Source organism: Ancylobacter moscoviensis, assembly GCF_007559435.1.
Lineage (GTDB): Bacteria > Pseudomonadota > Alphaproteobacteria > Rhizobiales > Xanthobacteraceae > Ancylobacter > Ancylobacter moscoviensis.
Map to the genome: position 1 here is coordinate 107,980 of NZ_VMBP01000006.1, position 19,217 is coordinate 127,196.

General features: G+C 68.8%; 20 protein-coding genes. 17 read left to right on the forward strand and 3 right to left on the reverse strand.

Translation table 11 applies throughout. The features are described from left to right. Positions 1-64: 64 nt before the first annotated feature. Complete coding sequence (locus FO470_RS17010; RefSeq protein WP_144344180.1) at positions 65-811, reverse strand: sulfite exporter TauE/SafE family protein; 747 nt, start codon at positions 809-811, stop codon at positions 65-67. Between the two features lie 261 nt (positions 812-1,072). Between FO470_RS17010 and FO470_RS17015 the strand changes: the two genes are divergently transcribed. After that, entirely contained in the window at positions 1,073-2,011 is a 939-nt protein-coding gene (locus tag FO470_RS17015; RefSeq protein ID WP_144344181.1) for a DMT family transporter, read from the forward strand. 20 nt (positions 2,012-2,031) lie between these two features. Here the strand turns inward: FO470_RS17015 and FO470_RS17020 are convergent, their stop codons facing one another. Continuing rightward, positions 2,032-2,421 (reverse strand): COG4315 family predicted lipoprotein, encoded by a 390-nt coding sequence (locus tag FO470_RS17020; RefSeq protein ID WP_144344182.1) that lies wholly within the window; start codon positions 2,419-2,421, stop codon positions 2,032-2,034. 129 nt (positions 2,422-2,550) lie between these two features. On the opposite strand from FO470_RS17020, the gene ruvC reads away from it, so the two are divergent. The 16 genes from ruvC (at position 2,551) to glmM (ending at position 17,848) form a co-directional block, all read left to right on the forward strand. Further along, positions 2,551-3,078, forward strand: a complete 528-nt coding sequence (gene ruvC / locus FO470_RS17025) for a crossover junction endodeoxyribonuclease RuvC (protein ID WP_144344183.1) — start codon at positions 2,551-2,553, stop codon at positions 3,076-3,078. Further along, positions 3,075-3,692 carry a Holliday junction branch migration protein RuvA gene (gene ruvA, locus FO470_RS17030; protein WP_144344184.1) on the forward strand — a complete coding sequence of 206 codons (618 nt, stop codon included), beginning with the start codon at positions 3,075-3,077 and terminating at the stop codon, positions 3,690-3,692. Before ruvC ends, ruvA begins: the two co-directional genes overlap by 4 nt. Continuing rightward, positions 3,689-4,726 (forward strand): Holliday junction branch migration DNA helicase RuvB, encoded by a 1,038-nt coding sequence (ruvB, locus tag FO470_RS17035; protein WP_144344185.1) that lies wholly within the window; start codon positions 3,689-3,691, stop codon positions 4,724-4,726. The genes ruvA and ruvB overlap by 4 nt, the downstream gene beginning before the upstream one ends. Positions 4,727-4,782: 56 nt before the next feature. Then, the gene (locus FO470_RS17040; protein ID WP_144344186.1) at positions 4,783-5,418 is read left to right on the forward strand and encodes a TetR/AcrR family transcriptional regulator; all 636 of its coding nucleotides are present in this window, start codon (positions 4,783-4,785) and stop codon (positions 5,416-5,418) included. Between the two features lie 274 nt (positions 5,419-5,692). Continuing rightward, the gene (locus FO470_RS17045; protein ID WP_144344187.1) at positions 5,693-6,106 is read left to right on the forward strand and encodes a DUF2852 domain-containing protein; all 414 of its coding nucleotides are present in this window, start codon (positions 5,693-5,695) and stop codon (positions 6,104-6,106) included. A gap of 88 nt (positions 6,107-6,194) precedes the next feature. Next, positions 6,195-6,704, forward strand: coding sequence for a tol-pal system-associated acyl-CoA thioesterase (ybgC, locus tag FO470_RS17050; RefSeq protein ID WP_144344188.1), 510 nt, complete (start codon positions 6,195-6,197; stop codon positions 6,702-6,704). Positions 6,705-6,986: 282 nt separating this feature from the next. Beyond that, positions 6,987-7,700, forward strand: a complete 714-nt coding sequence (gene tolQ, locus FO470_RS17055) for a protein TolQ (protein ID WP_144344189.1) — start codon at positions 6,987-6,989, stop codon at positions 7,698-7,700. 4 nt (positions 7,701-7,704) lie between these two features. Next, entirely contained in the window at positions 7,705-8,160 is a 456-nt protein-coding gene (gene tolR, locus FO470_RS17060; RefSeq protein WP_144344190.1) for a protein TolR, read from the forward strand. Positions 8,161-8,165: 5 nt separating this feature from the next. After that, positions 8,166-9,128 (forward strand): cell envelope integrity protein TolA, encoded by a 963-nt coding sequence (tolA, locus tag FO470_RS17065; RefSeq protein WP_144344191.1) that lies wholly within the window; start codon positions 8,166-8,168, stop codon positions 9,126-9,128. Positions 9,129-9,162: 34 nt separating this feature from the next. After that, positions 9,163-10,521: a Tol-Pal system beta propeller repeat protein TolB gene (gene tolB / locus FO470_RS17070; RefSeq protein ID WP_144344192.1), complete on the forward strand. Its 1,359-nt coding sequence runs from the start codon at positions 9,163-9,165 to the stop codon at positions 10,519-10,521. A 197-nt stretch (positions 10,522-10,718) separates the two neighbouring features. After that, positions 10,719-11,207: a peptidoglycan-associated lipoprotein Pal gene (gene pal / locus FO470_RS17075; RefSeq protein ID WP_418655066.1), complete on the forward strand. Its 489-nt coding sequence runs from the start codon at positions 10,719-10,721 to the stop codon at positions 11,205-11,207. A gap of 178 nt (positions 11,208-11,385) precedes the next feature. Next, a complete protein-coding gene (ybgF, locus tag FO470_RS17080) occupies positions 11,386-12,372 on the forward strand; it encodes a tol-pal system protein YbgF (RefSeq protein WP_144344194.1) in 987 nt (328 codons plus the stop codon). After that, positions 12,359-13,384 (forward strand): tRNA lysidine(34) synthetase TilS, encoded by a 1,026-nt coding sequence (gene tilS / locus FO470_RS17085; RefSeq protein ID WP_144344195.1) that lies wholly within the window; start codon positions 12,359-12,361, stop codon positions 13,382-13,384. The genes ybgF and tilS overlap by 14 nt, the downstream gene beginning before the upstream one ends. Before the next feature lie 149 nt (positions 13,385-13,533). Continuing rightward, complete coding sequence (ftsH, locus tag FO470_RS17090; protein ID WP_144344196.1) at positions 13,534-15,453, forward strand: ATP-dependent zinc metalloprotease FtsH; 1,920 nt, start codon at positions 13,534-13,536, stop codon at positions 15,451-15,453. Between the two features lie 122 nt (positions 15,454-15,575). Beyond that, a complete protein-coding gene (locus FO470_RS17095) occupies positions 15,576-16,355 on the forward strand; it encodes a class I SAM-dependent methyltransferase (RefSeq protein WP_144344197.1) in 780 nt (259 codons plus the stop codon). Between the two features lie 149 nt (positions 16,356-16,504). Further along, on the forward strand, positions 16,505-17,848 hold the full coding sequence (gene glmM / locus FO470_RS17100) for a phosphoglucosamine mutase (protein WP_144344198.1): 1,344 nt from the start codon (positions 16,505-16,507) through the stop codon (positions 17,846-17,848). Positions 17,849-18,020: 172 nt separating this feature from the next. Here glmM and choV read toward each other — a convergent pair whose 3' ends face one another. Next, on the reverse strand, positions 18,021-19,214 hold the full coding sequence (gene choV, locus FO470_RS17105) for a choline ABC transporter ATP-binding protein (protein WP_144344199.1): 1,194 nt from the start codon (positions 19,212-19,214) through the stop codon (positions 18,021-18,023). Positions 19,215-19,217 lie beyond the last annotated feature (3 nt).

Sequence of the window (19,217 nt, forward strand, 5' to 3'; positions counted from 1 at the left end):
GACAGGGCGAAATCGTGGATGGCCGGGCCAGGCCCGGCCATGACGCTGCATGGAATGGCAGTGATTACCGGCCGAGCAGGACGTCGAACAGCGGCAGGCTGAGCAGCGCGGCGGCGGCGATGACCCAGTAGGCGGCGATGCGGTAGGCACGGTCGGACGCGCCGCGAAAGGCGCGCGCCCCGGCATAGAGGCCGATCGCATAGGCCGGGCCCAGCAGCAGCACCAGCCGCCCGACCTCGGCGGTCATCATGCCGTTGGCGATGTAGGTCGTGCCGCTGGCGAGCGTGACCAGCGCGAAGAAGCCGAACAGGTTCGCCCGCACGAGCGCCGAGGGCTGGCCGCTGCCGAGCCAGTAGGCGACGACGGCGGGCCCGGACATCTGCGCGGCGCCGCCGAAGAAGCCGGCGACGGCGCCGACCGACAGCGTCGTCGGCAGGTTCTGCCGGCCGGAATGGCGCCAGCCCGACACCAGCAGCGCGAGCAGGCCGAGGCTGAGCGCCGCCAGCGACCAGCGCAGCAGCAGCGGGTCGAGATGCTTCAGCACCCACACGCCGAGCGGCACCATGACCACCGCGCCGACCGCGAGCGGCGCCACCTGCCGCCAGAGGCAGGCGCGCAGCGCCGGCACCAGGAAGGGCAGGGTCAGCACGGTGTCGATGACGAGCAGGGAGGGCGCGGCCACCTGCGGCCCGAAGGCGGCGCTTACCAGCGGCACGTAGATGAGCGCGCCGCCGAAGCCGGAAAAGCCGCGCGTGACGCCGGCGACGAGCGCCGTGAGGAAGGCCCAGGAGAGGGCCGGATCGAACGACATGGAAGGAAACCGGGCCCGAACGCGCCGCGCGAGAGCGTGCCGGCGAGACCTAATCCGGCGCCCCCGGCCCGTCAACGCGGAAATCGATGGTTGCGGCCGTTCCATCGGGTTTCCTGCTTTGTCGCCTTCGCTCTCCCATCGCGTTTGCTGAACGTGCCTATTCGGAAAACTCGTTTGCCGGAAAGGATCGCGCGCGGCACATTCGCGGCAACCTGCCGCCTCGCGGCCCCCCATCGCCGCCTCGGCGGCCGGACCTTGAACATGGAAAAGCCCCTGGCTCCCGCGGCGACCCGCGCCGCGGCCGATCCGCCCCTTTCCGACCGCTTCGTCGGCATCGGCTGCGCGCTGCTCGCCATCGCCATCTGGGGCGGCTGGATCGTGTCCACCCGCCACGCCGTGCACGGCCACCTGCCGCCGGCGACGGTGGGATGGCTGCGCTTCATCGTTCCCGCGACCGTGCTCGCGCCGGCCTGGATACGGGTCGGGCTGTGGCCGAAGAGCGGGCTGGTTCCCTTCGTGCTCTGCTTCTTCGGGGCCGGGGGAATCTTCTTCCTCGTCGTCGCCAACGCGATGCGCTTCGTGCCGGCCGCCGATGTCGGCCCGCTGCTGCCCGGCACCATGCCGCTGATCGTGGCGGCGATCTCGGTGCTGTTCCTGCGCGAGCGGCTGGGCCGCCTGCGGGCGCTCGGCTTCCTGTGCATCGCCTTCGGCGTGCTGACGCTCGGCGGGCGGGGGCTGCTGTTCCCGGAGGACGGCGCCTGGCGCGGGCACCTGCTGCTGCTGAGCGGCGCGGCGATGTGGGCGGGCTACACGCTGGCTTTCCGCCGCACCGGCATGAAGGCGACGGAGATCGTCGGGCTAGTCGGGCTCTGGTCGACGCTCATCCTGACGCCCTACGGCCTGCCGGGGGTGATCGACGCGGTGTCGAGCGGCTACGGCACGGAGGTGCTGGTCCAGCTGCTCATCCAGGGGCTGCTGTCCGGCGTCGTGGCGCTGGTGGCCTTCGGCATCGCCATCGAACGGCTCGGCTCCTCGCGCGCGGCCGCCTTCACCGGGCTGGTGCCGGCGCTCGCGGCGCTGATCGCCGTGCCGGTGCTCGGCGAGCACCCGGACGCGGCGGCGATGATCGGCGTGGCGGCGACGGGCGTGGGCGTGGCGCTGGCGAGCGGCGCCTTCGGAGCGCCGCGCGCCAGCCGTTGAAGCCGGAGGAGAGTGGCCGCCTAGTCGTTGACGGCGTGCCAGACGCCGCCGCGCCCGTCGCCCAGCTTGTCGCCCTTCTTCTTGTCGCCGGCGAAGAAATAGACCGGCTTGCCGTCATAGGCCCATTGCTGCGCGCCGTCCTTGCGGGGGACGAGGGTCCAGCCGCTCTTCATCTTCGCGCCCTCCTTGCCGAGATAGGGCGGCCAGTTGGCGGCGCAGGAATCGTAGCAGCTGGGCATGCCGCCGGCGTCGGAATCGAAGATGTAGAGCGTCATGCCGTTGGGGGCGGTGAGCAGGCCGGCGGCCTGGGCGGGCACCAGGGTGGACATGCCGAGCAGGAGAAGACCGGCGGCGGCGCCGCGCGCGAGGCGTTGGCGGGCGAGGTCCGGGCGGGCGAGAAGAGTGCTCATGGCGTTTCTCCGGGGTGAGAGCCCCTTAATCCCATGTTCACCATGTTCCCTTTCCGTGGCGAAGTCGCGGCGATGGCGGAGGTCCTCGGTACTAGGCGTTCGTCATTTGTTCGGCTACGCACTGTGCGTATGGCGCCGCATCCGATTCGCATTCTCGGGCTCGATCCGGGCCTCCGCCGCACCGGCTGGGGGGTGATCGAGGCCGTGGGAACGCGGCTCTCCTTCATCGCCTGCGGCACGGTGATGCCGCCCGAGGACGGGGAGCTGGCGATGCGGCTCGCCCATCTCCACACCGAGCTGGCCGCCGTGCTGCGGAATTTCGTGCCCGACGAGGCGGCGGTGGAGGAGACCTTCGTCAACATGAACCCGGCCTCGACGCTCAAGCTGGGGCAGGCGCGCGGCGTGGTGATGCTCACCCCGGCGCTGGCGGGCGTGCCGGTCGCCGAATACGCGGCGCTGCTGGTCAAGAAGACCGTGGTGGGCGCCGGCCGGGCCGACAAGACGCAGATCCGTATGATGATGAAGGTGCTGCTGCCGCAGGCGGACTTCGAGACCGACGACGCGGCGGACGCGCTTGCCGTCGCCGTGACCCATGCGCAGCATCGCGGGATGGCGGCGATGACGAACAAGCTGGTGAGCAGGGTGGCGGCGCGATGATCGGGAAGCTCAAGGGTCTCGTCGACAGCTATGGCGACGACCATCTGATCCTCGACGTGCAGGGGGTCGGCTACCTCGTGCACTGCTCGGCCCGCACGCTGCAGGCGCTGCCCTCGGCCGGGGAGGCGGCGACGCTGTTCATCGAGACCTTCGTGCGCGAGGACATGATCCGGCTCTACGGCTTCGTCTCGCAGGCCGAGAAGTCGTGGTTCCTGCTGCTTCAGAACGTGCAGGGCGTCGGCTCCAAGGTGGCGCTGAGCGTGCTCTCCACCCTCTCCCCTTCCGAGCTCGCCAACGCCGTGGCGCTGGGCGACCGGGCCATGGTGGCGCGCGCCAACGGTGTGGGGCCGAAGGTCGCCGCCCGCATCGTCGCCGAGCTGAAGGACAAGGCGCCGGGCTTCGCCGATGTCGATCCGGCGGTGGCGGGGCTTGCCGCCTCGCTCGACGAGAAGCGGGCGCCCGCCCCGGTGGCCGACGCGGTCTCGGCGCTGGTCAATCTCGGCTATGCGCAGATCCAGGCGAGCGCCGCCGTGGCGGCGGCGCTGCGCGAGGGGGGCGAGGAGGCCGATACCGCCAAGCTCATCCGGCTCGGGCTTAAGGAACTGGCGCGATGAACACCAAGCGCCTCATCACGCCCGACAAGCACGAGGAGGATCTCACCGAAGCCTCCCTGCGCCCGCAGAATCTCGCCGAATTCGTCGGGCAGGAGCAGGCGCGCGCCAATCTCGACGTCTTCATCAGGGCGGCGAAGACGCGCGGCGAGGCGCTCGATCATGTGCTGTTCGTCGGTCCGCCGGGGCTGGGCAAGACCACACTGGCGCAGATCGTGGCGCGCGAGCTGGGCGTCGGCTTCCGCGCCACCTCCGGCCCCGTCATCGCCAAGGCCGGCGATCTCGCCGCGCTGCTGACGAACCTCGAGGAGCGCGACGTGCTCTTCATCGACGAGATCCACCGGCTCAACCCGGCGGTGGAGGAAATCCTCTACCCGGCGATGGAGGATTACGAGCTCGACCTCATCATCGGCGAAGGGCCGGCGGCGCGCTCGGTGAAGATCTCGCTGTCGAAGTTCACGCTGGTGGGCGCGACCACGCGCTCGGGCCTGCTGACCACGCCGCTGCGCGATCGCTTCGGCATTCCGATCCGACTGAATTTCTACACCGTCGACGAGCTGGAACTGGTCGTCACACGCGGCGCGCGGGTGCTGGGCATCCCGATCTCCAAGGACGGCGCGCGCGAGATCGCCCGCCGGGCGCGCGGCACGCCGCGCATCGCCGGGCGGCTGCTGCGCCGGGTGCGCGACTTCGCGCTGGTGGCGGGCAAGGAGATCATCGACCGCGGGGCGGCGGACCATGCGTTGTCGCATCTGGAGGTCGACGGCGCCGGGCTCGACCAGATGGACCGGCGCTATCTCTCGGTCATCGCGATGAACTATGGCGGCGGGCCGGTGGGCGTCGAGACCATCGCCGCCGCGCTCTCCGAGCCGCGCGACGCGATCGAGGAGATCATCGAGCCCTATCTGGTGCAGCAGGGCTTCCTCCAGCGCACCCCGCGCGGCCGGGTGCTGACGGCGCACGCCTTCAAGCATCTCGGCCTCGCCGCCCCGACGAGCGTCAACCAGATGCCGCTCTTCGACGAGGGCGAGGATTAACCCCTTGCCAACGGCGCCATCGACGCGCGTCCGCGCCTGATGTAAGTCCCCTTCACATGAGCTGGTCCCGAAACGGCGGAGAGTCGCGCGGCTACCATCACGGCAACCTGCGGGAAGCCCTGATGAAGGCGGCGCTCGACCTGATCGCCGAGAAGGGCACCGCCGGCGCCACCTTCGCCGAGGCGGCGCGGCGCGCCGGCGTGAGCCCGGCCGCGCCGTACCGGCACTTCCGGGACCGGGACGAGCTTCTCGCCGCCGTGGCGGCGGAAGGGTTCGAGCGTTTCGCCAAGGCGCTGCAGGCCGGCTGGAACGACGGGCGGCCGACGGCGGCGGAAGCCTATGAACGCATGGGGCGGGCTTATCTCGACTTCGCCCGCCAGCATCCGGCCGAATATGTCGCCATGTTCGAATCCGGCCTGCCGCCCGAGGCGCACCCGGTGCTCGACCAGGCCGGCCAGCGCGCTTTCGGCGTGCTGCGCGAGGCGGCGGACGTCCTCGTCGCTTCCATGCCGGTGCAGGGACGCCCGCCGGCGCTGATGGTGGCGCTGCACACCTGGGCGCTGGCGCATGGCGTCGCCTCGCTGTTCGGCCGTTCGGACGGCTCCCGGCGGAAGCTGCCGATGACGCCGGAAGACCTCCTTGAGGCCGCATTCCTCGTCTATCTGAAGGGCCTCGGCGCGCCGACGAGTTGAGCCGGACGACGGCAAGGCACCGTCATCCCCAGGCTTGATCCAGGGATCCACGTTCTGACCGATGACGTCTTTGGCCGATGAAGACGTGGATGGCCGGGACAAGCCCGGCCATGACGTCGGTCGGGGGGTATCCGGGCATCCGGCCGGCGGCGGCGCCCGCAAAATCGAACGCGCTCTTCTTGACAAGCCGGGGTTGCGCTCATACCTATGTAAATGTGATTAACATTAACCGCGGGGCTTCAAGCCGCGTGGTCTGACCCAGGAGCGGACGCCAATGGAGCTCGCGCAAAAGCTCGACAGTTACGGCAAGCCGGCCTGGATCGCGCTTACGGTCCTCGGCTTCATGGCCTGGTGGCCGCTGGGTCTGGCGATCCTGGCCTATTCGATAGGGAGTGGACGGATGTTCTGCAGTGGCAGGCGCGGCTTCGGCCGCTGGCAGGAGGAAGGCGCGGAAGCCTTCCGCAGCTTCGGCGGCCGCTTCGGTCGCGGCTTCCAGTCGAGCGGCAATCGCGCCTTCGACGAATATCGCGAGGAGACGCTGCGTCGCCTCGAGGAAGAGCAGAAGGATTTCCGGTCCTTCCTCGACCGCCTGCGGCAGGCCAAGGACAAGGCCGAGTTCGACCAGTTCATGGCCGATCGCCGCAACCGCCCGGCGCCCGTGCCGGAGTCGGCCGAGCCGCAGAGCTGATCGTCATCGGATTGCTTTCGGGCCGCGCCCTTCGTCGAGAAGGGCGCGGTTCTTTTTTTGCCGCGTGCTCTCGTTTATGAGGAGCGCCATGAACGAGCGCCCCGATCCCCTCTCTCCCGAGACCCTGAAGGCCGACCCTTTCCTGCGTCTCGCCGGAAAGCTGGTGCCGGGCGGCCATGTGCTGCCGGTGCGGGTCTATTACGAGGACACGGATTTCTCCGGCATCGTCTATCACGCCAACTACCTGAAGTTCATGGAGCGCGCCCGTTCCGACCATCTCCGGCTCATCGGGGTGGTGCAGGGCGAACTGTTCGGGGAGGCGCTGGCCGAGGCGCCGGGCTTCGCCTTCGTCGTGCGCTCGATGGACCTGCAGTTCCTGCGCCCGGCGCGAATCGACGACGTGCTGGAGGTCCATACCAGCCCCATCGAGGTCGCCGGCGCCTCGATCACGCTGGCGCAGCGGGTGATGCGCGCCGGCGAGGTGCTGGTCGAGGGCAAGGTGAAGGTCGCCTTCGTCGCGCAGGGGCGCGCCCGGCGCATACCTGACGCGCTGCGCAAGGCCATGAAGGCGGCGCAGGATGAAGCGCCGCAGGGCTGAGCGCCGAAAGCGGTTTCCCCTTACCGTGCAATCTGTTGCGATGCGGCAACGCTAACCCGCTATTAACCCTAGCAGAGGTTTAATGGGTGCGGCGCAAGCCCTTGCACGCCCTAGTTTCGACGGATTCCCCGTCGAACAGGGGCAACAGGTTAATTGCTGGACGATCCGCCGGAGTGTTTCCGGCGTCCGGCCTGCCGGACCTGCTTCAAGGGCGTCGTCGCGTCGTGAGTTCCGGCTGCCCGTCCGGGCGAAGGCCGGTCCTGTACTGAGGTTTGTGATCCAATGAATCCTGCCGATGTGGCACAGACGGCCATGGCAGCCCCGAGCGCCGACTTGTCGCTGATCGGGCTGTTCCTTCAGGCCCATCTGGTTGTGAAGATCGTCATGGCGGGGCTGATCATTGCCTCCGTGTGGGTGTGGGCGATCATCATCGACAAGACGATTCTCTTCCGCCGCATGAAGAGCCAGATGGACCGCTTCGAGGCGACCTTCTGGTCGGGCCAGAGCCTGGAGGAGCTGTACCGTTCGCTGTCGTCCCGGCCCAACCACGCGATGGCGGCGATCTTCGTCGCCGCGATGCGCGAGTGGAAGCGCTCCTACGAGGGCGGCGCCCGTTCCTTCGCCGGGCTGACGCAGCGTCTCGAAAAGGTGATGGACGTCACCATCGCCCGCGAGGTCGAGCGGCTGGAGAGCCGCCTGCTGGTGCTGGCGACGGTCGGCTCGGCCGGCCCCTTCATCGGCCTGTTCGGCACGGTGTGGGGCATCATGACCTCGTTCCAGTCGATCGCCGCGTCGAAGAACACCAGCCTCGCGGTGGTGGCGCCGGGTATCGCGGAAGCCCTTTTCGCGACGGCAATCGGCCTCATCGCCGCCATTCCGGCGACGATTTTCTATAACAAGTTCGTTTCCCAGGTGAACCGGCAGGCAGCCCGGCTCGAAGGCTTCGCCGACGAGTTCTCGGCCATCCTGTCCCGCCAGATCGACGAACGGGGCTGATCGAATGGGGATGTCCGCAGGAGGCAGCGGAGGCGGCTGGACGTCGCGGCGCTCACGCCGTCGCGGCGGCGGTGCCGTCATGTCCGAGATCAACGTCACGCCGATGGTCGACGTGATGCTCGTGCTGCTCATCATCTTCATGGTCGCCGCGCCGATGCTCACCGTCGGCGTGCCGCTCGACCTGCCGCAGACGCAGGCCCAGGCGGTCTCGCAGGACCACGAGCCGCTGGTCATCTCGATCAACACGCAGGGACAGGTGTTCCTGCAGGACACCGAGATCCAGGTCGACGAACTCGTGCCCAAGCTGCAGGCCATCGCCAAGGCGGGCTATGACGAGCGCATCTTCGTGCGCGGCGACAAGTCGGTCGACTACGGCGCGGTCATGAAGGTCATGGGCCGCCTGTCGGGCGCCGGCTTCAAGCGCGTCGCGCTGGTTTCCGAAGTCGAGCAGGGGAGCTGAGCGGTATGCGCGCGGGTCTCATGTCCTCGGCCGCCCTTCACGCCGGCATCATCGGTTTCATGGTGATCTCCTTCGCGTCGCCGTCGCCCTTCGACGCGTCGCCGACCGAGGCCATGCCGATCGATATCGTTTCCGACGCCGAGCTGTCGCAGATGATGGCGGGCAAGAAGGACGCGCCGAAGGCCGAGGCCCCCAAGCCGGTGGTCGAGAAGGTCGACACGCCCAAGCCGACCGAGCAGCTCGAGGCCAAGGTCGACGACAAGAAGCCCGAGGTGAAGGCCGCGAACGAGGCCGCCGCCCCGCCGCCTCCGCCGCCCGAGAACAAGCCGCCGGAGCCCAAGCCGCCGGCCGCGCAGGCGCAGGCCAAGCCCGAGCCGGCCCCGCCGAAGGAGGCGGAGTCGCTCGCCGCCAAGCCGCAGGAGGCCAAGCCCGACCAGCCCAAGCCGGAGCAGCAGGCCCAGGCGACGCCGCCCGCGCCGCGCCCGCCCAAGAAGCCGCCACCGCCGAAGGTCGTGCAGGCGCCGCCGAAGGAGCAGACCGAGTTCAAGCCGAACGAGATCGCGGCGCTGCTCGACAAGCGCACCGCCTCGCGCCAGGCGGCGGTCGGCGACACGATCAACAACACCGCCTCGCTCGGCACGCGCGTCGGCACCGCCGCCACGCTCTCGCAGACCGAGATCGACGCGCTGCGCGCGCGGCTGATGCAGCTGTGGAACCCGCCGGCCGGCGCCTCGAATCCGGAGGAGCTGATCGTCACGGTCCGCATCCGCCTTAATGTCGACGGCACGCTTTCCGGGCCGCCCATGGTCGTGACCTCCGGCTCCAGCCCGTTCTTCCTGACGGCGCGCGACAGCGCGATCCGCGCGATTTTCCGCGGTCAGCCGTTCGATATGCTCTCACCCGCAAAATATGACGCGTGGAAGGACATCGAAGTGACGTTCGATCCGCGTGAAATGGTACGGGGCTGACCGGCCCCCTGATTTGCTCCCTCGAGTATTGATCATGACGCATTCGACCCGCCTTGCTTTTTCGGGCCCTCTCATCGGTCGCCGCGGCCTCATCACCGGTGCCGGCGCGCTGGCTGGCGCCGGACTCCTGACCCGCCCGGCGCATGCGGTGCTGAAGCTGGACGTGACGTCCGGCACGCCGCAGCCGTTGCCGATCGCCATCACCGAGTTCGTCGGCGGCGGCAGCCCGCAGGACGCCGAGGCCGGAAAGGGTGTGACGCAGATCATCTCGGCGGACCTGCGCCGTTCGGGCCTGTTCGCGCCGATCGATCCGGCCGCCTTCGTCGAGAAGATCAGCAACCCCGACGCTTCGCCGCGCTTCCAGGACTGGCGCGTGATCAACGCCCAGGCGCTCGTCACCGGCCGCATGACGCGCCAGCCGGACGGGCGGGTGAAGGCCGAATTCCGCCTGTGGGACGTGTTCGCCGGCCAGCAGCTGATCGGCCAGCAGTACTTTACCCAGCCGGATAACTGGCGCCGCGTCGCCCACATCATCGCCGACGCCATCTATGAGCGCCTGACCGGTGAAAAGGGCTATTTCGACACTCGCATCGTCTTCGTCGACGAGAGCGGCTCGAAGGAGAAGCGCGTCAAGCGCCTCGCCATCATGGACCAGGACGGCGCCAACGTGACCTATCTCACGCGCGGCGACGACCTCGTGCTGACCCCGCGCTTCTCGCCGACCAGCCAGGAAATCACCTATATGAGCTATGGCCGCGGCGAGCCGCGCGTCTATCTGCTCAACATCGAGAACGGCCAGCGCGAGGTGGTCGGCAACTTCCCGAATATGAGCTTCTCGCCGCGCTTCGCGCCGGACGGGCAGCGGGTGATCCTGTCGCTCCAGCAGGGCGGCAATTCCAACATCTTCGTCATGGATCTGCGTTCCAAGGCGACCACCCGCCTCACCGACACGGCGGCGATCGACACCGCGCCCTGCTATTCCCCGGACGGTGCGCAGATCTGCTTCGAGAGCGACCGCGGCGGCGGTTCGCAGATCTACGTGATGAACCCGGACGGTTCGAACCAGCACCGCATCTCCTTCGGCGACGGGCGCTATTCGACCCCGGTCTGGTCGCCGCGCGGCGACGCCATCGCCTTCACCAAGCAGGCGCAGGGGCGTTTCGCCATCGGTCTGATGCGGCCGGACGGCTCGGGCGAGCGCATCCTGACCGAGGGCTACCACAACGAGGGCCCGACCTTCGCGCCGAACGGCCGCGTGCTGATGTTCTTCCGCGATCCGGGCGGCGGCGGCGGGCCGCAGCTCTATACGGTCGACATCACCGGATACAATGAGCAGCGCGTGCCGACCCCGAGCTATGCCTCGGATCCGGCATGGTCGCCGCTGCGTTCGTGAGGCGTGCGGCCCAGGGCGTCACGCTCCCGGGGCTTCACGCTAGGGAATGATTAACCATAAATGGCGGTTTAAGTCGCAGCCGCCAAATCGACGCAATTGAGCAAGGTTCCGTAAAGCACGACGGAACATTGATGAATGCAATCACGCAGATCGGGGCGCCCGGTCGGGGAATTTGGGAGTCAGCGGTTATGATCCGTATGTTGCGTCAGCTGGGCGGTGCGCGCGCCGCCCTCATCATCGGCTTCGCGATGCTCGCGGCCGCCTGTGCCAAGAACCCGATGGACGGCGCCGCCGGCCAGGCGCTGGGTTCGGCCCCTCCCGGCAGCCCGCAGGAGTTCGTCGTTTCGGTCGGCGACCGCGTGTTCTTCGAGAGCGACCAGACCAGCCTGACGCCACAGGCCCAGGCCACGCTCGACAAGCAGGCGCAGTGGCTGAACAACTACGGCAAGTACAGCTTCACCATCGAAGGCCACGCCGACGAGCGCGGGACGCGCGAATACAACATCGCCCTCGGCGCCCGCCGCGCCCAGAGCGTGCGCGACTACCTCGTCCAGCGCGGCGTCGCGGCGAACCGCATGCGCACGATCTCCTACGGCAAGGAGCGCCCGGTCGCGGTCTGCAACGACATCTCCTGCTGGTCGCAGAACCGTCGCGCCGTCACCGTGCTGAACGGCACCGGTTCCTGACCGCGTCGCCTTCGGGAGCGTCCGGAGCCCGGTCCGCCGCAAGCGGGCCGGGCTTCGCTTTTGTGAGCTCGGCTTCTGACGCTGGGTCACACTTTGGACGCGATCGGCTTCGTATGTTCAAATGATATCCGCCGGCCTGACCGGTGCGTCGCACAGCCCCCACCAGTTCATCGTCATCATGACCGTTCGCTTGACCGCCTGCCTGCCCCGCCTTGCCGTCCTCGTCCTGTCCGCTGCCCTCGTGGCGCCGCTGCTGCCCGTCGAGCCGGCGCGGGCCCAGGCCGACAACAACTTCTTCGGCAATCTGTTCAAGCCACCCGGGCAGGTGCGCTCCGGCGGACAGGCGGGGGGCGGGCAGCCGGTCGAGACCGACGATGCCGGCAGCGTCACCACCCGCATCGACCGGCTGGAGAACCAGCTCCGGCAGATGACCGGCCAGATCGAACAGCTGCAGTACCGCAACCAGCAGCTGGAGCAGCAACTGCGCCAGCTGCAGGGCGAGATCGACTTCCGCGTTGGCGGCGGTGCCGGCGGGAGCGCGGGAACGCCGCCGCGCCCGGGCCCCGCGACGACCGCGCCCGCTACGCCGGCGCCGGCCGCCGATCCCGCGACCGGACGGCGTTCGGACGCCTTCGATCCGTCGTCGCAGGCGGCGGCGCCGGGCGCGCCGCGCCCGCTCGGCACCACCGCGCCTTCCGGCGGCGCGGCCGGCGCGCCGATGGACCTCGGCGCCCTGTCCGGGGCGGTGGCGGGGGAGGGCGCGTCCACCCAGCCGCCGACCAACAGCCCCAAGGACCTCTACGACCTCGCCTATGGCTACATGCTGCGGCAGGACTACGCGCAGTCCGCCCAGAGCTTCGAGCGTTTCCTCAAGCTCTATCCGAACGATCGCGCGGCGCCCGATGCCTATTATTGGCTCGGCGAGACGCAGTTCCAGCGCAAGACCTACAAGGAGGCGGCGCAGAACTTCCTCAAGGTCTCGACGGACTATCCGAACGCGGTGAAGGCGCCGGATGCGCTGCTGCGGCTCGGCCAGTCGCTCGCCGCCATCGGCGAGAAGGATGCAGCTTGCGCGACGCTGAACGCGGTGAACAACAAGTACCCGCGCGCCTCCGCCACCATCAAGCAGGGGGTGGTGCAGGAGCAGAAGCGTGCCGGGTGCTGAGCCCGCACCGGATCTCCATCGCCTGAGCGAGGCCGACCTCGCCACCTTCTTCGCGCCCTTCGCCCGCCATGCGCGGGTGCTTCTTGCCGTCTCCGGCGGCCCCGACTCGACGGCGCTGCTGCTGCTGGCCCGGCGCTGGGGCCTTGCCGCCGGCGCCGCGACGGAGCTCCATGTCGCCACCGTCGACCATGGGCTGCGCGCCGAATCGCGCGCGGAAGCCGAGGCGGTGGGCGCGCTGGCGGCGCGGCTGAGCCTGTCCCACGTCGTCCTGACCCTGCCCGTTCCCTTGCCGAAGGCGCGGCTGCAGGAAGCCGCCCGCGACGCGCGCTACGAGGCGCTCGTCTCCCACGCCCGCGCGCTCGGGGCCGGCGCGGTGGCGACCGCTCATACCCTCGACGACCAGGCCGAGACCGTGCTGTTCCGGCTGATCCGCGGCTCGGGCATCGCCGGGCTGTCGGGCATGGCGGCAGAGCGGGAGCTGGCGGACATCCGGCTGCTGCGTCCGCTGCTCGGCCTGCCGAAGGCGATGCTCATCGGCGTCTGCCGGCAGGCGGGCGTCGCCTTCGTGGAGGACCCGTCGAACCGGAATCCGCGCTTCGCCCGGGTGCGCCTGCGCACGCTGCTGCCGGAGCTCGCCGCCGAAGGCCTCGACGCGCCGTCGCTCGCCCGGCTGGCGCAGCGCATGGCGCGCGCCGAGGCGGCGCTGGAGGCGGCGACGGACGGTGCGCAGGCGCGGCTCTGGCCGGCGGGCGAACCTTTCCACATCCGCCGCGACGCCTTCGCCGAACTGCCCGACGAGATCGGGCTGCGCCTGCTGGGCCGCGCGGTTTCAGCCGCCGGGGAAGGCGTCGTCGAGCTCGGTAAGCTGGAGGCGCTGCACGGCTGGATCGCCGCGCTCGGGGCGGAAGGCCATGGCGCGCGCACGCTCGCCGGGGCGGTGGTGCGGGTGAACCAGCGGGCCCTTCTCGTCGGGCCGGCTCCGGCGCGGCGGTTGCCGCAGCGTTCACGCTGACGTCAATTTGCACCTTCCGGACCGCACGCCTTGGCCCCGCCATCTTGGCAAGGATCAATGCCGGACCTAAATTACGGTGCGATAAGGGAGGGCCCGCCAGCGCCGGCGGTACCCGCGCGTCGGTCGAGCCCGACGCCGAAAGGAACGTGATGAACGCCAATATTCGGAATTTCGCCCTCTGGGTGATCATCGTTCTTCTGCTTCTGGCGCTTTTCTCGCTGTTCCAGAATCCGGCGCAGCGTCAGGCGACGAACGACATCAGCTTCTCGCAGCTGCTCAGCGAGGTCGATCAGGGCCGCGTGCGCGACGTGGTGATCCAGGGGCCGGAGATCACCGGCACCTTCACCGACGGGCGCGCCTTCCAGACCTATTCGCCCAACGATCCCTCGCTGGTGCAGCGCCTCTACGGCAAGGGCGTGTCGATCACCGCCAAGCCGCTGACCGACAACGTGCCGTGGTTCATCAGCCTGCTGATTTCCTGGCTGCCCTTCATCGCGCTGATCGGCGTGTGGATTTTCCTGTCGCGCCAGATGCAGGGCGGCGCAGGCAAGGCGATGGGCTTCGGCAAGAGCCGCGCCAAGCTGCTGACCGAGGCGCATGGGCGCGTCACCTTCGAGGACGTAGCCGGCATCGACGAGGCCAAGAGCGACCTCACCGAGATCGTGGAGTTCCTGCGCGACCCGCAGAAGTTCCAGCGCCTCGGCGGCCGCATCCCGCGCGGCGTGCTGCTCGTCGGCCCGCCCGGTACCGGCAAGACGCTGCTCGCCCGCGCCATCGCCGGCGAGGCGAACGTGCCGTTCTTCACCATCTCGGGCTCCGACTTCGTCGAGATGTTCGTCGGCGTCGGCGCGAGCCGTGTGCGCGACATGTTCGAGCAGGCGAAGAAGAACGCGCCGTGCATCATCTTCATCGACGAGATCGACGCGGTGGGCCGCCACCGCGGCGCCGGTCTCGGCGGCGGCAATGACGAGCGCGAGCAGACGCTGAACCAGCTCCTCGTCGAGATGGACGGCTTCGAGGCGAATGAGGGCATCATCCTCATCGCCGCGACCAACCGCCCGGACGTGCTCGATCCGGCGCTGCTGCGTCCCGGTCGCTTCGACCGCCAGGTCATCGTGCCGAACCCGGACGTCGTGGGCCGCGAGCAGATCCTGAAGGTCCACGCTCGCAAGGTGCCGGTGGCGCCCGATGTGAACCTGAAGGTCATCGCCCGCGGCACGCCCGGCTTCTCCGGTGCGGACCTCGCAAACCTGTGCAACGAAGCTGCCCTGATGGCCGCGCGCCGCAACAAGCGCATGGTCACGATGAGTGACTTCGAGGACGCCAAGGACAAGGTGATGATGGGCGCGGAACGCCGTTCGCTCGTCATGACCGAGGACGAGAAGATGCTGACCGCCTACCATGAAGGCGGCCATGCCATCGTCGCGCTCAAGGTTCCGGCGACCGACCCGGTGCACAAGGCCACCATCATTCCGCGCGGCCGCGCGCTCGGCATGGTCATGCAGCTCCCCGAGCGCGATAAGCTCTCGATGAGCTACGAGCAGATGACCTCGCGCCTCGCCATCATGATGGGCGGCCGCGTCGCCGAGGAACTGATCTTCGGCCACGACAAGGTCACCTCCGGCGCCGCTTCCGACATCGAGCAGGCCACCCGCCTCGCCCGCATGATGGTCACGCGCTGGGGCTTCTCGGACAAGCTCGGCCAGGTCGCCTATGGCGAGAACAATGACGAGGTGTTCCTCGGCATGTCGATGCAGCGCCAGCAGAATGTCTCCGAGGCGACGGCGCAGACCATCGACAGCGAGGTGCGCCGGCTGGTCGACGAAGGCTATGCCGAGGCGACACGCATCCTGACCGAGAACAAGGATCAGCTCGAGACGCTGGCCCGCGGCCTGCTGGAATACGAGACCCTGTCGGGCGACGAGATCGTCAACCTGCTCGACGGCCAGCCGCCGGTCCGCGACACCACCATCGAGCCTGCCAACACGCGCGGTTCGGTGGTGCCGAGCGCCGGCAAGAACCGTCCGCCGCGTCCCGACGCCGGCATGGAGCCGCAGCCGCAGGCGTAAGCCGGGCGAACCAGCTCTTACGAAAGGGAGACCCTCACGGGTCTCCCTTTTTATTTCCGCAAGGTCACGTTCTTCGTGTTAGCTGGGCATTCCGGTAGTCAGATGACGGTCGAGGACCGCCAATGCCCCCATCCGCCGCCCGCTCCTTCGTCTGGTCCATCGATCCGGGCGCTGTTGTCGACCAGCTCGGCATGAACGCACCTCTGGTGCGCACGGTGCCTTTGCGGCGCCCCAAGGGGTCCGAATGGATCGGCCACATTCCCTTCGCCTTCTGGCTCGTCGGCGCGCTGAGGCCCAGGCTCTTCGTGGAGCTCGGCGCCCATAGTGGCGCTTCCTACGCGGCATTCTGCCAGGCGATCCGGGAGCTGGGGCTCGACAGCCGGGCCTTTGCCATCGACACGTGGCAGGGGGACGAGCAGGCCGGCTTCTACGGCGAGGACATCCACGCCGATCTGCTGGCCTTCAACACGGCCGAGTTCGATGGTTTCTCGACGCTGTTGCGCATGACCTTCGACGAGGCGCTGCCGACCTTCGCCGATGGCTCGATCGATCTCCTGCACATCGACGGTTTCCACAGCTATGAGGCCGTACGGCACGATTTCGAGAGCTGGCGGCCCAAGCTTGGCCCGAATGCCGTCGTTCTGTTCCACGACAGCTACGAGTTCCACCCCGGCTTCGGCGTCTACCAGCTCTTCGCCGAGCTTTCCGAACGGTATCCGCATTTCGAGTTCCACCACGGGCATGGCCTCGGGGTGATCGGCATGTCGGACCGGGTGCCGGGGCCGCTCGGCGGGCTGTTGCGGCCGGCCGGCTGGAAGAAGGGCCCGTTCAACGGATTCCGTCTTCGCCGCGAGCGTCGTATTCGCGCGCATTTCGCGCGTCTGGGAGGGGCGGTAGGTTGACCGCCCGTCCGGATGCGGACGAAAGGAACGCTTACACTTTGTGAAACCCTCGCGTGCATGCTGAATGGTAGAGAGATCGCAACGCGAGCGGGATATCCATGCCGCCGGATTCGCCACGGGCGTCCGGCGGCATCTGCATGAGGCAGGTCATGGCACGTAAATTCTTCGGTACGGACGGCATTCGCGGCCGTGCCAACGGCACGATCACCCCCGAGCTGGCGCTGCGCGTCGGCATGGCGGCGGGATTGGTCTTCCAGCGCGGCGACCATCGCCACCGCGTGGTGATCGGCAAGGACACGCGGCTGTCCGGCTACATGATCGAGAACGCGCTGGTCGCCGGTTTCACCTCGGTGGGCATGGACGTGCTGCTGCTCGGCCCGATGCCGACGCCGGCCGTCGCCATGCTGGCGCATTCCATGCGCGCCGATCTCGGCGTCATGATCTCCGCTTCGCACAACCCTTACGACGACAACGGCATCAAGCTGTTCGGGCCGGATGGCTACAAGCTCTCGGACGAGCTGGAGAGCCGGATCGAGGCGCTGATCGTCGGCGACGTGGCCGGCAAGCTGGCCGACCCCTCCCAGATGGGCCGTGCGAAGCGCATCGAGAGCGTGCACGCCCGCTATATCGAGTTCGCCAAGGGCACGCTGCCGCGCAACCAGTCCTTCGACGGCCTGCGCGTCGTCGTCGACTGTGCCAACGGCGCGGCCTATCGCGTCGCGCCGGAAGCGTTGTGGGAGCTGGGCTGCGAGGTCATCACCATCGGCGACAAGCCGGACGGCTTCAACATCAACCGCGAGGTCGGCTCGACCGCGCCGGAAGCACTGATGGCCAAGGTGCGCGAAGTGCGCGCCGACATCGGCATCGCGCTCGACGGCGACGCCGACCGCGTGCTGATCGTGGACGAGAAGGGCCATCTGGTCGACGGCGACCAGCTGATGGCGGTGGTCGCCGAGAGCTTCAAGGAAGACGGGCGGTTGTCGCGCGGCGGCATCGTCGCCACCGTCATGTCCAATCTGGGACTGGAGCGCTATCTCGGCTCGATCGGCCTGACGCTCGACCGCACCCCGGTCGGCGACCGCTACGTGCTGGAGCACATGCGGGCCAACGGCTTCAATGTCGGCGGCGAGCAGTCCGGCCATATCATCCTGTCGGACTATTCGACGACCGGCGACGGCCTCGTCGCGGCGCTTCAACTGCTCGCCGTGGTGCAGCGGCGCCAGCGCCCGGTGTCCGAGGTCTGCCACCGCTTCGACGCGCTGCCGCAGGTGCTGAAGAATGTGCGCTACAAGAACGGCCGGCCGCTGGAGAATGACGCTGTTCTCAAGGCCATCGCCGCGGCGGAGCTGAAGCTCAACAGCCACGGGCGCCTGCTGATCCGCCCCTCCGGCACCGAGCCGGTGATCCGGGTCATGGGCGAGGGCGATGACCGCGATCTCGTGGAGGCGGTGGTCAACGACGTGGTCGAGGCGGTGGGGCAGGCCGCCGCCTGATCGGGCGCGTGCGCTCTCCTCGAGGAGGGTGCCGGCCTCTCCTTTGTGAGGAGAGACCGGTCCGGGCGACCCCCTCCGCGCCCGAAAGCACTTCCCGAATCGACTGTTGAGGTCCGATCCCAAGGGAAATGCTCACATCCGGCGTGCGTGGCGCGTGCGTCGGTGGGCGGCCCTAGCCGTCCAGCCGCCGCAGCAGGCCACGGTAGATTTCGTCGTCGTCGCACAGGCCGGCGAGGCGGCCGAGATTGTCGACCAGCAGGATCGGCAGATCGGTGTGCCGCTTGAGCTCGATCGCCGCCTTCAGCTTGAGATCGACCGGCGCGACGATGCAGTCGCTGTCGCTGGCGAGCTTGTCGTCGATCTTGCCCGCCTCGCCGTCGGCGACCGCCAGCAGCCCGGCGCGGCCGTCGAGATCGAGGCTGACCGGCCGCCCGTCGGCATCGACCTTCACCTTCACCCGACCGCCCTTGTCGAGCACCACGGCATCGCCCTCGCGCCGCAGGCTCGCGGCCGGGCGCATCACCGCCGTGCCGCGCAGCACGTTGAGCGGGTTCATGTGCTTCACGAATTCGGCGACATAGGCGTTGGCGGGGCGCAGCAGGATGTCCTCTGCCGTTCCGGCCTGCACGATCCGCCCGCCTTCCATGATGGCGATCTTGTTGCCGAGCTTGAGCGCCTCGTCGAGGTCGTGGCTGACGAAGACGATGGTCTTGTGGATGCGCCGCTGCAGGTCGAGCAGTTCGTCCTGCAGCTTGTCGCGGATCAGCGGATCCAGCGCCGAGAACGGCTCGTCCATCAGCAGGATGTCGGCATCGGTGGCGAAGGCGCGGGCGAGGCCGACGCGCTGCTGCATGCCGCCGGAAAGCTCGTTGGTGTATTTCTCGGCCCAGTTGGTGAGGCCGACCATGGCGAGCTTCTCGTCGACGATGCGCCGGCGCTCGGCGGCTCCCATGCCGCGCAGTTCGAGGCCGAAGCCGACATTGTCGCGTACCGTGCGCCAGGGCAGCAGGCCGAACTGCTGGAACACCATGGACACGGTGTGCATGCGGATGTCGCGCAGCGTGTCCTCGTCGCAGCGGGCGACGTCGACGGCGCCGCCCTTGTGTTCGACCAGCACCTCGCCGCGTGCGACCTCGTTGAGACGGTTGATGGCCCGCAGGATGGTGGACTTGCCGGATCCGGACAGGCCCATGAGCACGCAGATCTCGCCGCGCTCGATGGCGAGGCTGACGCCCGCCGCGCCCAGCACGGCGCCGGTGGCGGTGAGGATCTCCTCGCGCGAGCGGCCTTCGTCGATCAGCTTCAGCGCGCCCTTCTGGTCGGCGCCGAACACGATGTCGATGTTGCGGAATTCAACGGCGGGCATGGC

Coding starts and splice junctions, on each gene's coding strand:
- ftsH (WP_144344196.1), top strand. CDS start 13,534: ATGAACGCCAATATTCGGAATTTCGCCCTCTGGGTGATCATCGTTCTT.
- choV (WP_144344199.1), bottom strand. CDS start 19,214: ATGCCCGCCGTTGAATTCCGCAACATCGACATCGTGTTCGGCGCCGAC.
- ruvB (WP_144344185.1), top strand. CDS start 3,689: ATGAACACCAAGCGCCTCATCACGCCCGACAAGCACGAGGAGGATCTC.
- tolB (WP_144344192.1), top strand. CDS start 9,163: ATGACGCATTCGACCCGCCTTGCTTTTTCGGGCCCTCTCATCGGTCGC.
- ruvC (WP_144344183.1), top strand. CDS start 2,551: ATGGCGCCGCATCCGATTCGCATTCTCGGGCTCGATCCGGGCCTCCGC.
- tolR (WP_144344190.1), top strand. CDS start 7,705: ATGGGGATGTCCGCAGGAGGCAGCGGAGGCGGCTGGACGTCGCGGCGC.
- FO470_RS17045 (WP_144344187.1), top strand. CDS start 5,693: ATGGAGCTCGCGCAAAAGCTCGACAGTTACGGCAAGCCGGCCTGGATC.
- ruvA (WP_144344184.1), top strand. CDS start 3,075: ATGATCGGGAAGCTCAAGGGTCTCGTCGACAGCTATGGCGACGACCAT.
- tolQ (WP_144344189.1), top strand. CDS start 6,987: ATGAATCCTGCCGATGTGGCACAGACGGCCATGGCAGCCCCGAGCGCC.
- FO470_RS17010 (WP_144344180.1), bottom strand. CDS start 811: ATGTCGTTCGATCCGGCCCTCTCCTGGGCCTTCCTCACGGCGCTCGTC.
- tolA (WP_144344191.1), top strand. CDS start 8,166: ATGCGCGCGGGTCTCATGTCCTCGGCCGCCCTTCACGCCGGCATCATC.
- ybgC (WP_144344188.1), top strand. CDS start 6,195: ATGAACGAGCGCCCCGATCCCCTCTCTCCCGAGACCCTGAAGGCCGAC.
- FO470_RS17015 (WP_144344181.1), top strand. CDS start 1,073: ATGGAAAAGCCCCTGGCTCCCGCGGCGACCCGCGCCGCGGCCGATCCG.
- FO470_RS17040 (WP_144344186.1), top strand. CDS start 4,783: ATGAGCTGGTCCCGAAACGGCGGAGAGTCGCGCGGCTACCATCACGGC.
- glmM (WP_144344198.1), top strand. CDS start 16,505: ATGGCACGTAAATTCTTCGGTACGGACGGCATTCGCGGCCGTGCCAAC.
- pal (WP_418655066.1), top strand. CDS start 10,719: ATGTTGCGTCAGCTGGGCGGTGCGCGCGCCGCCCTCATCATCGGCTTC.
- ybgF (WP_144344194.1), top strand. CDS start 11,386: ATGACCGTTCGCTTGACCGCCTGCCTGCCCCGCCTTGCCGTCCTCGTC.
- FO470_RS17095 (WP_144344197.1), top strand. CDS start 15,576: ATGCCCCCATCCGCCGCCCGCTCCTTCGTCTGGTCCATCGATCCGGGC.
- FO470_RS17020 (WP_144344182.1), bottom strand. CDS start 2,421: ATGAGCACTCTTCTCGCCCGCCCGGACCTCGCCCGCCAACGCCTCGCG.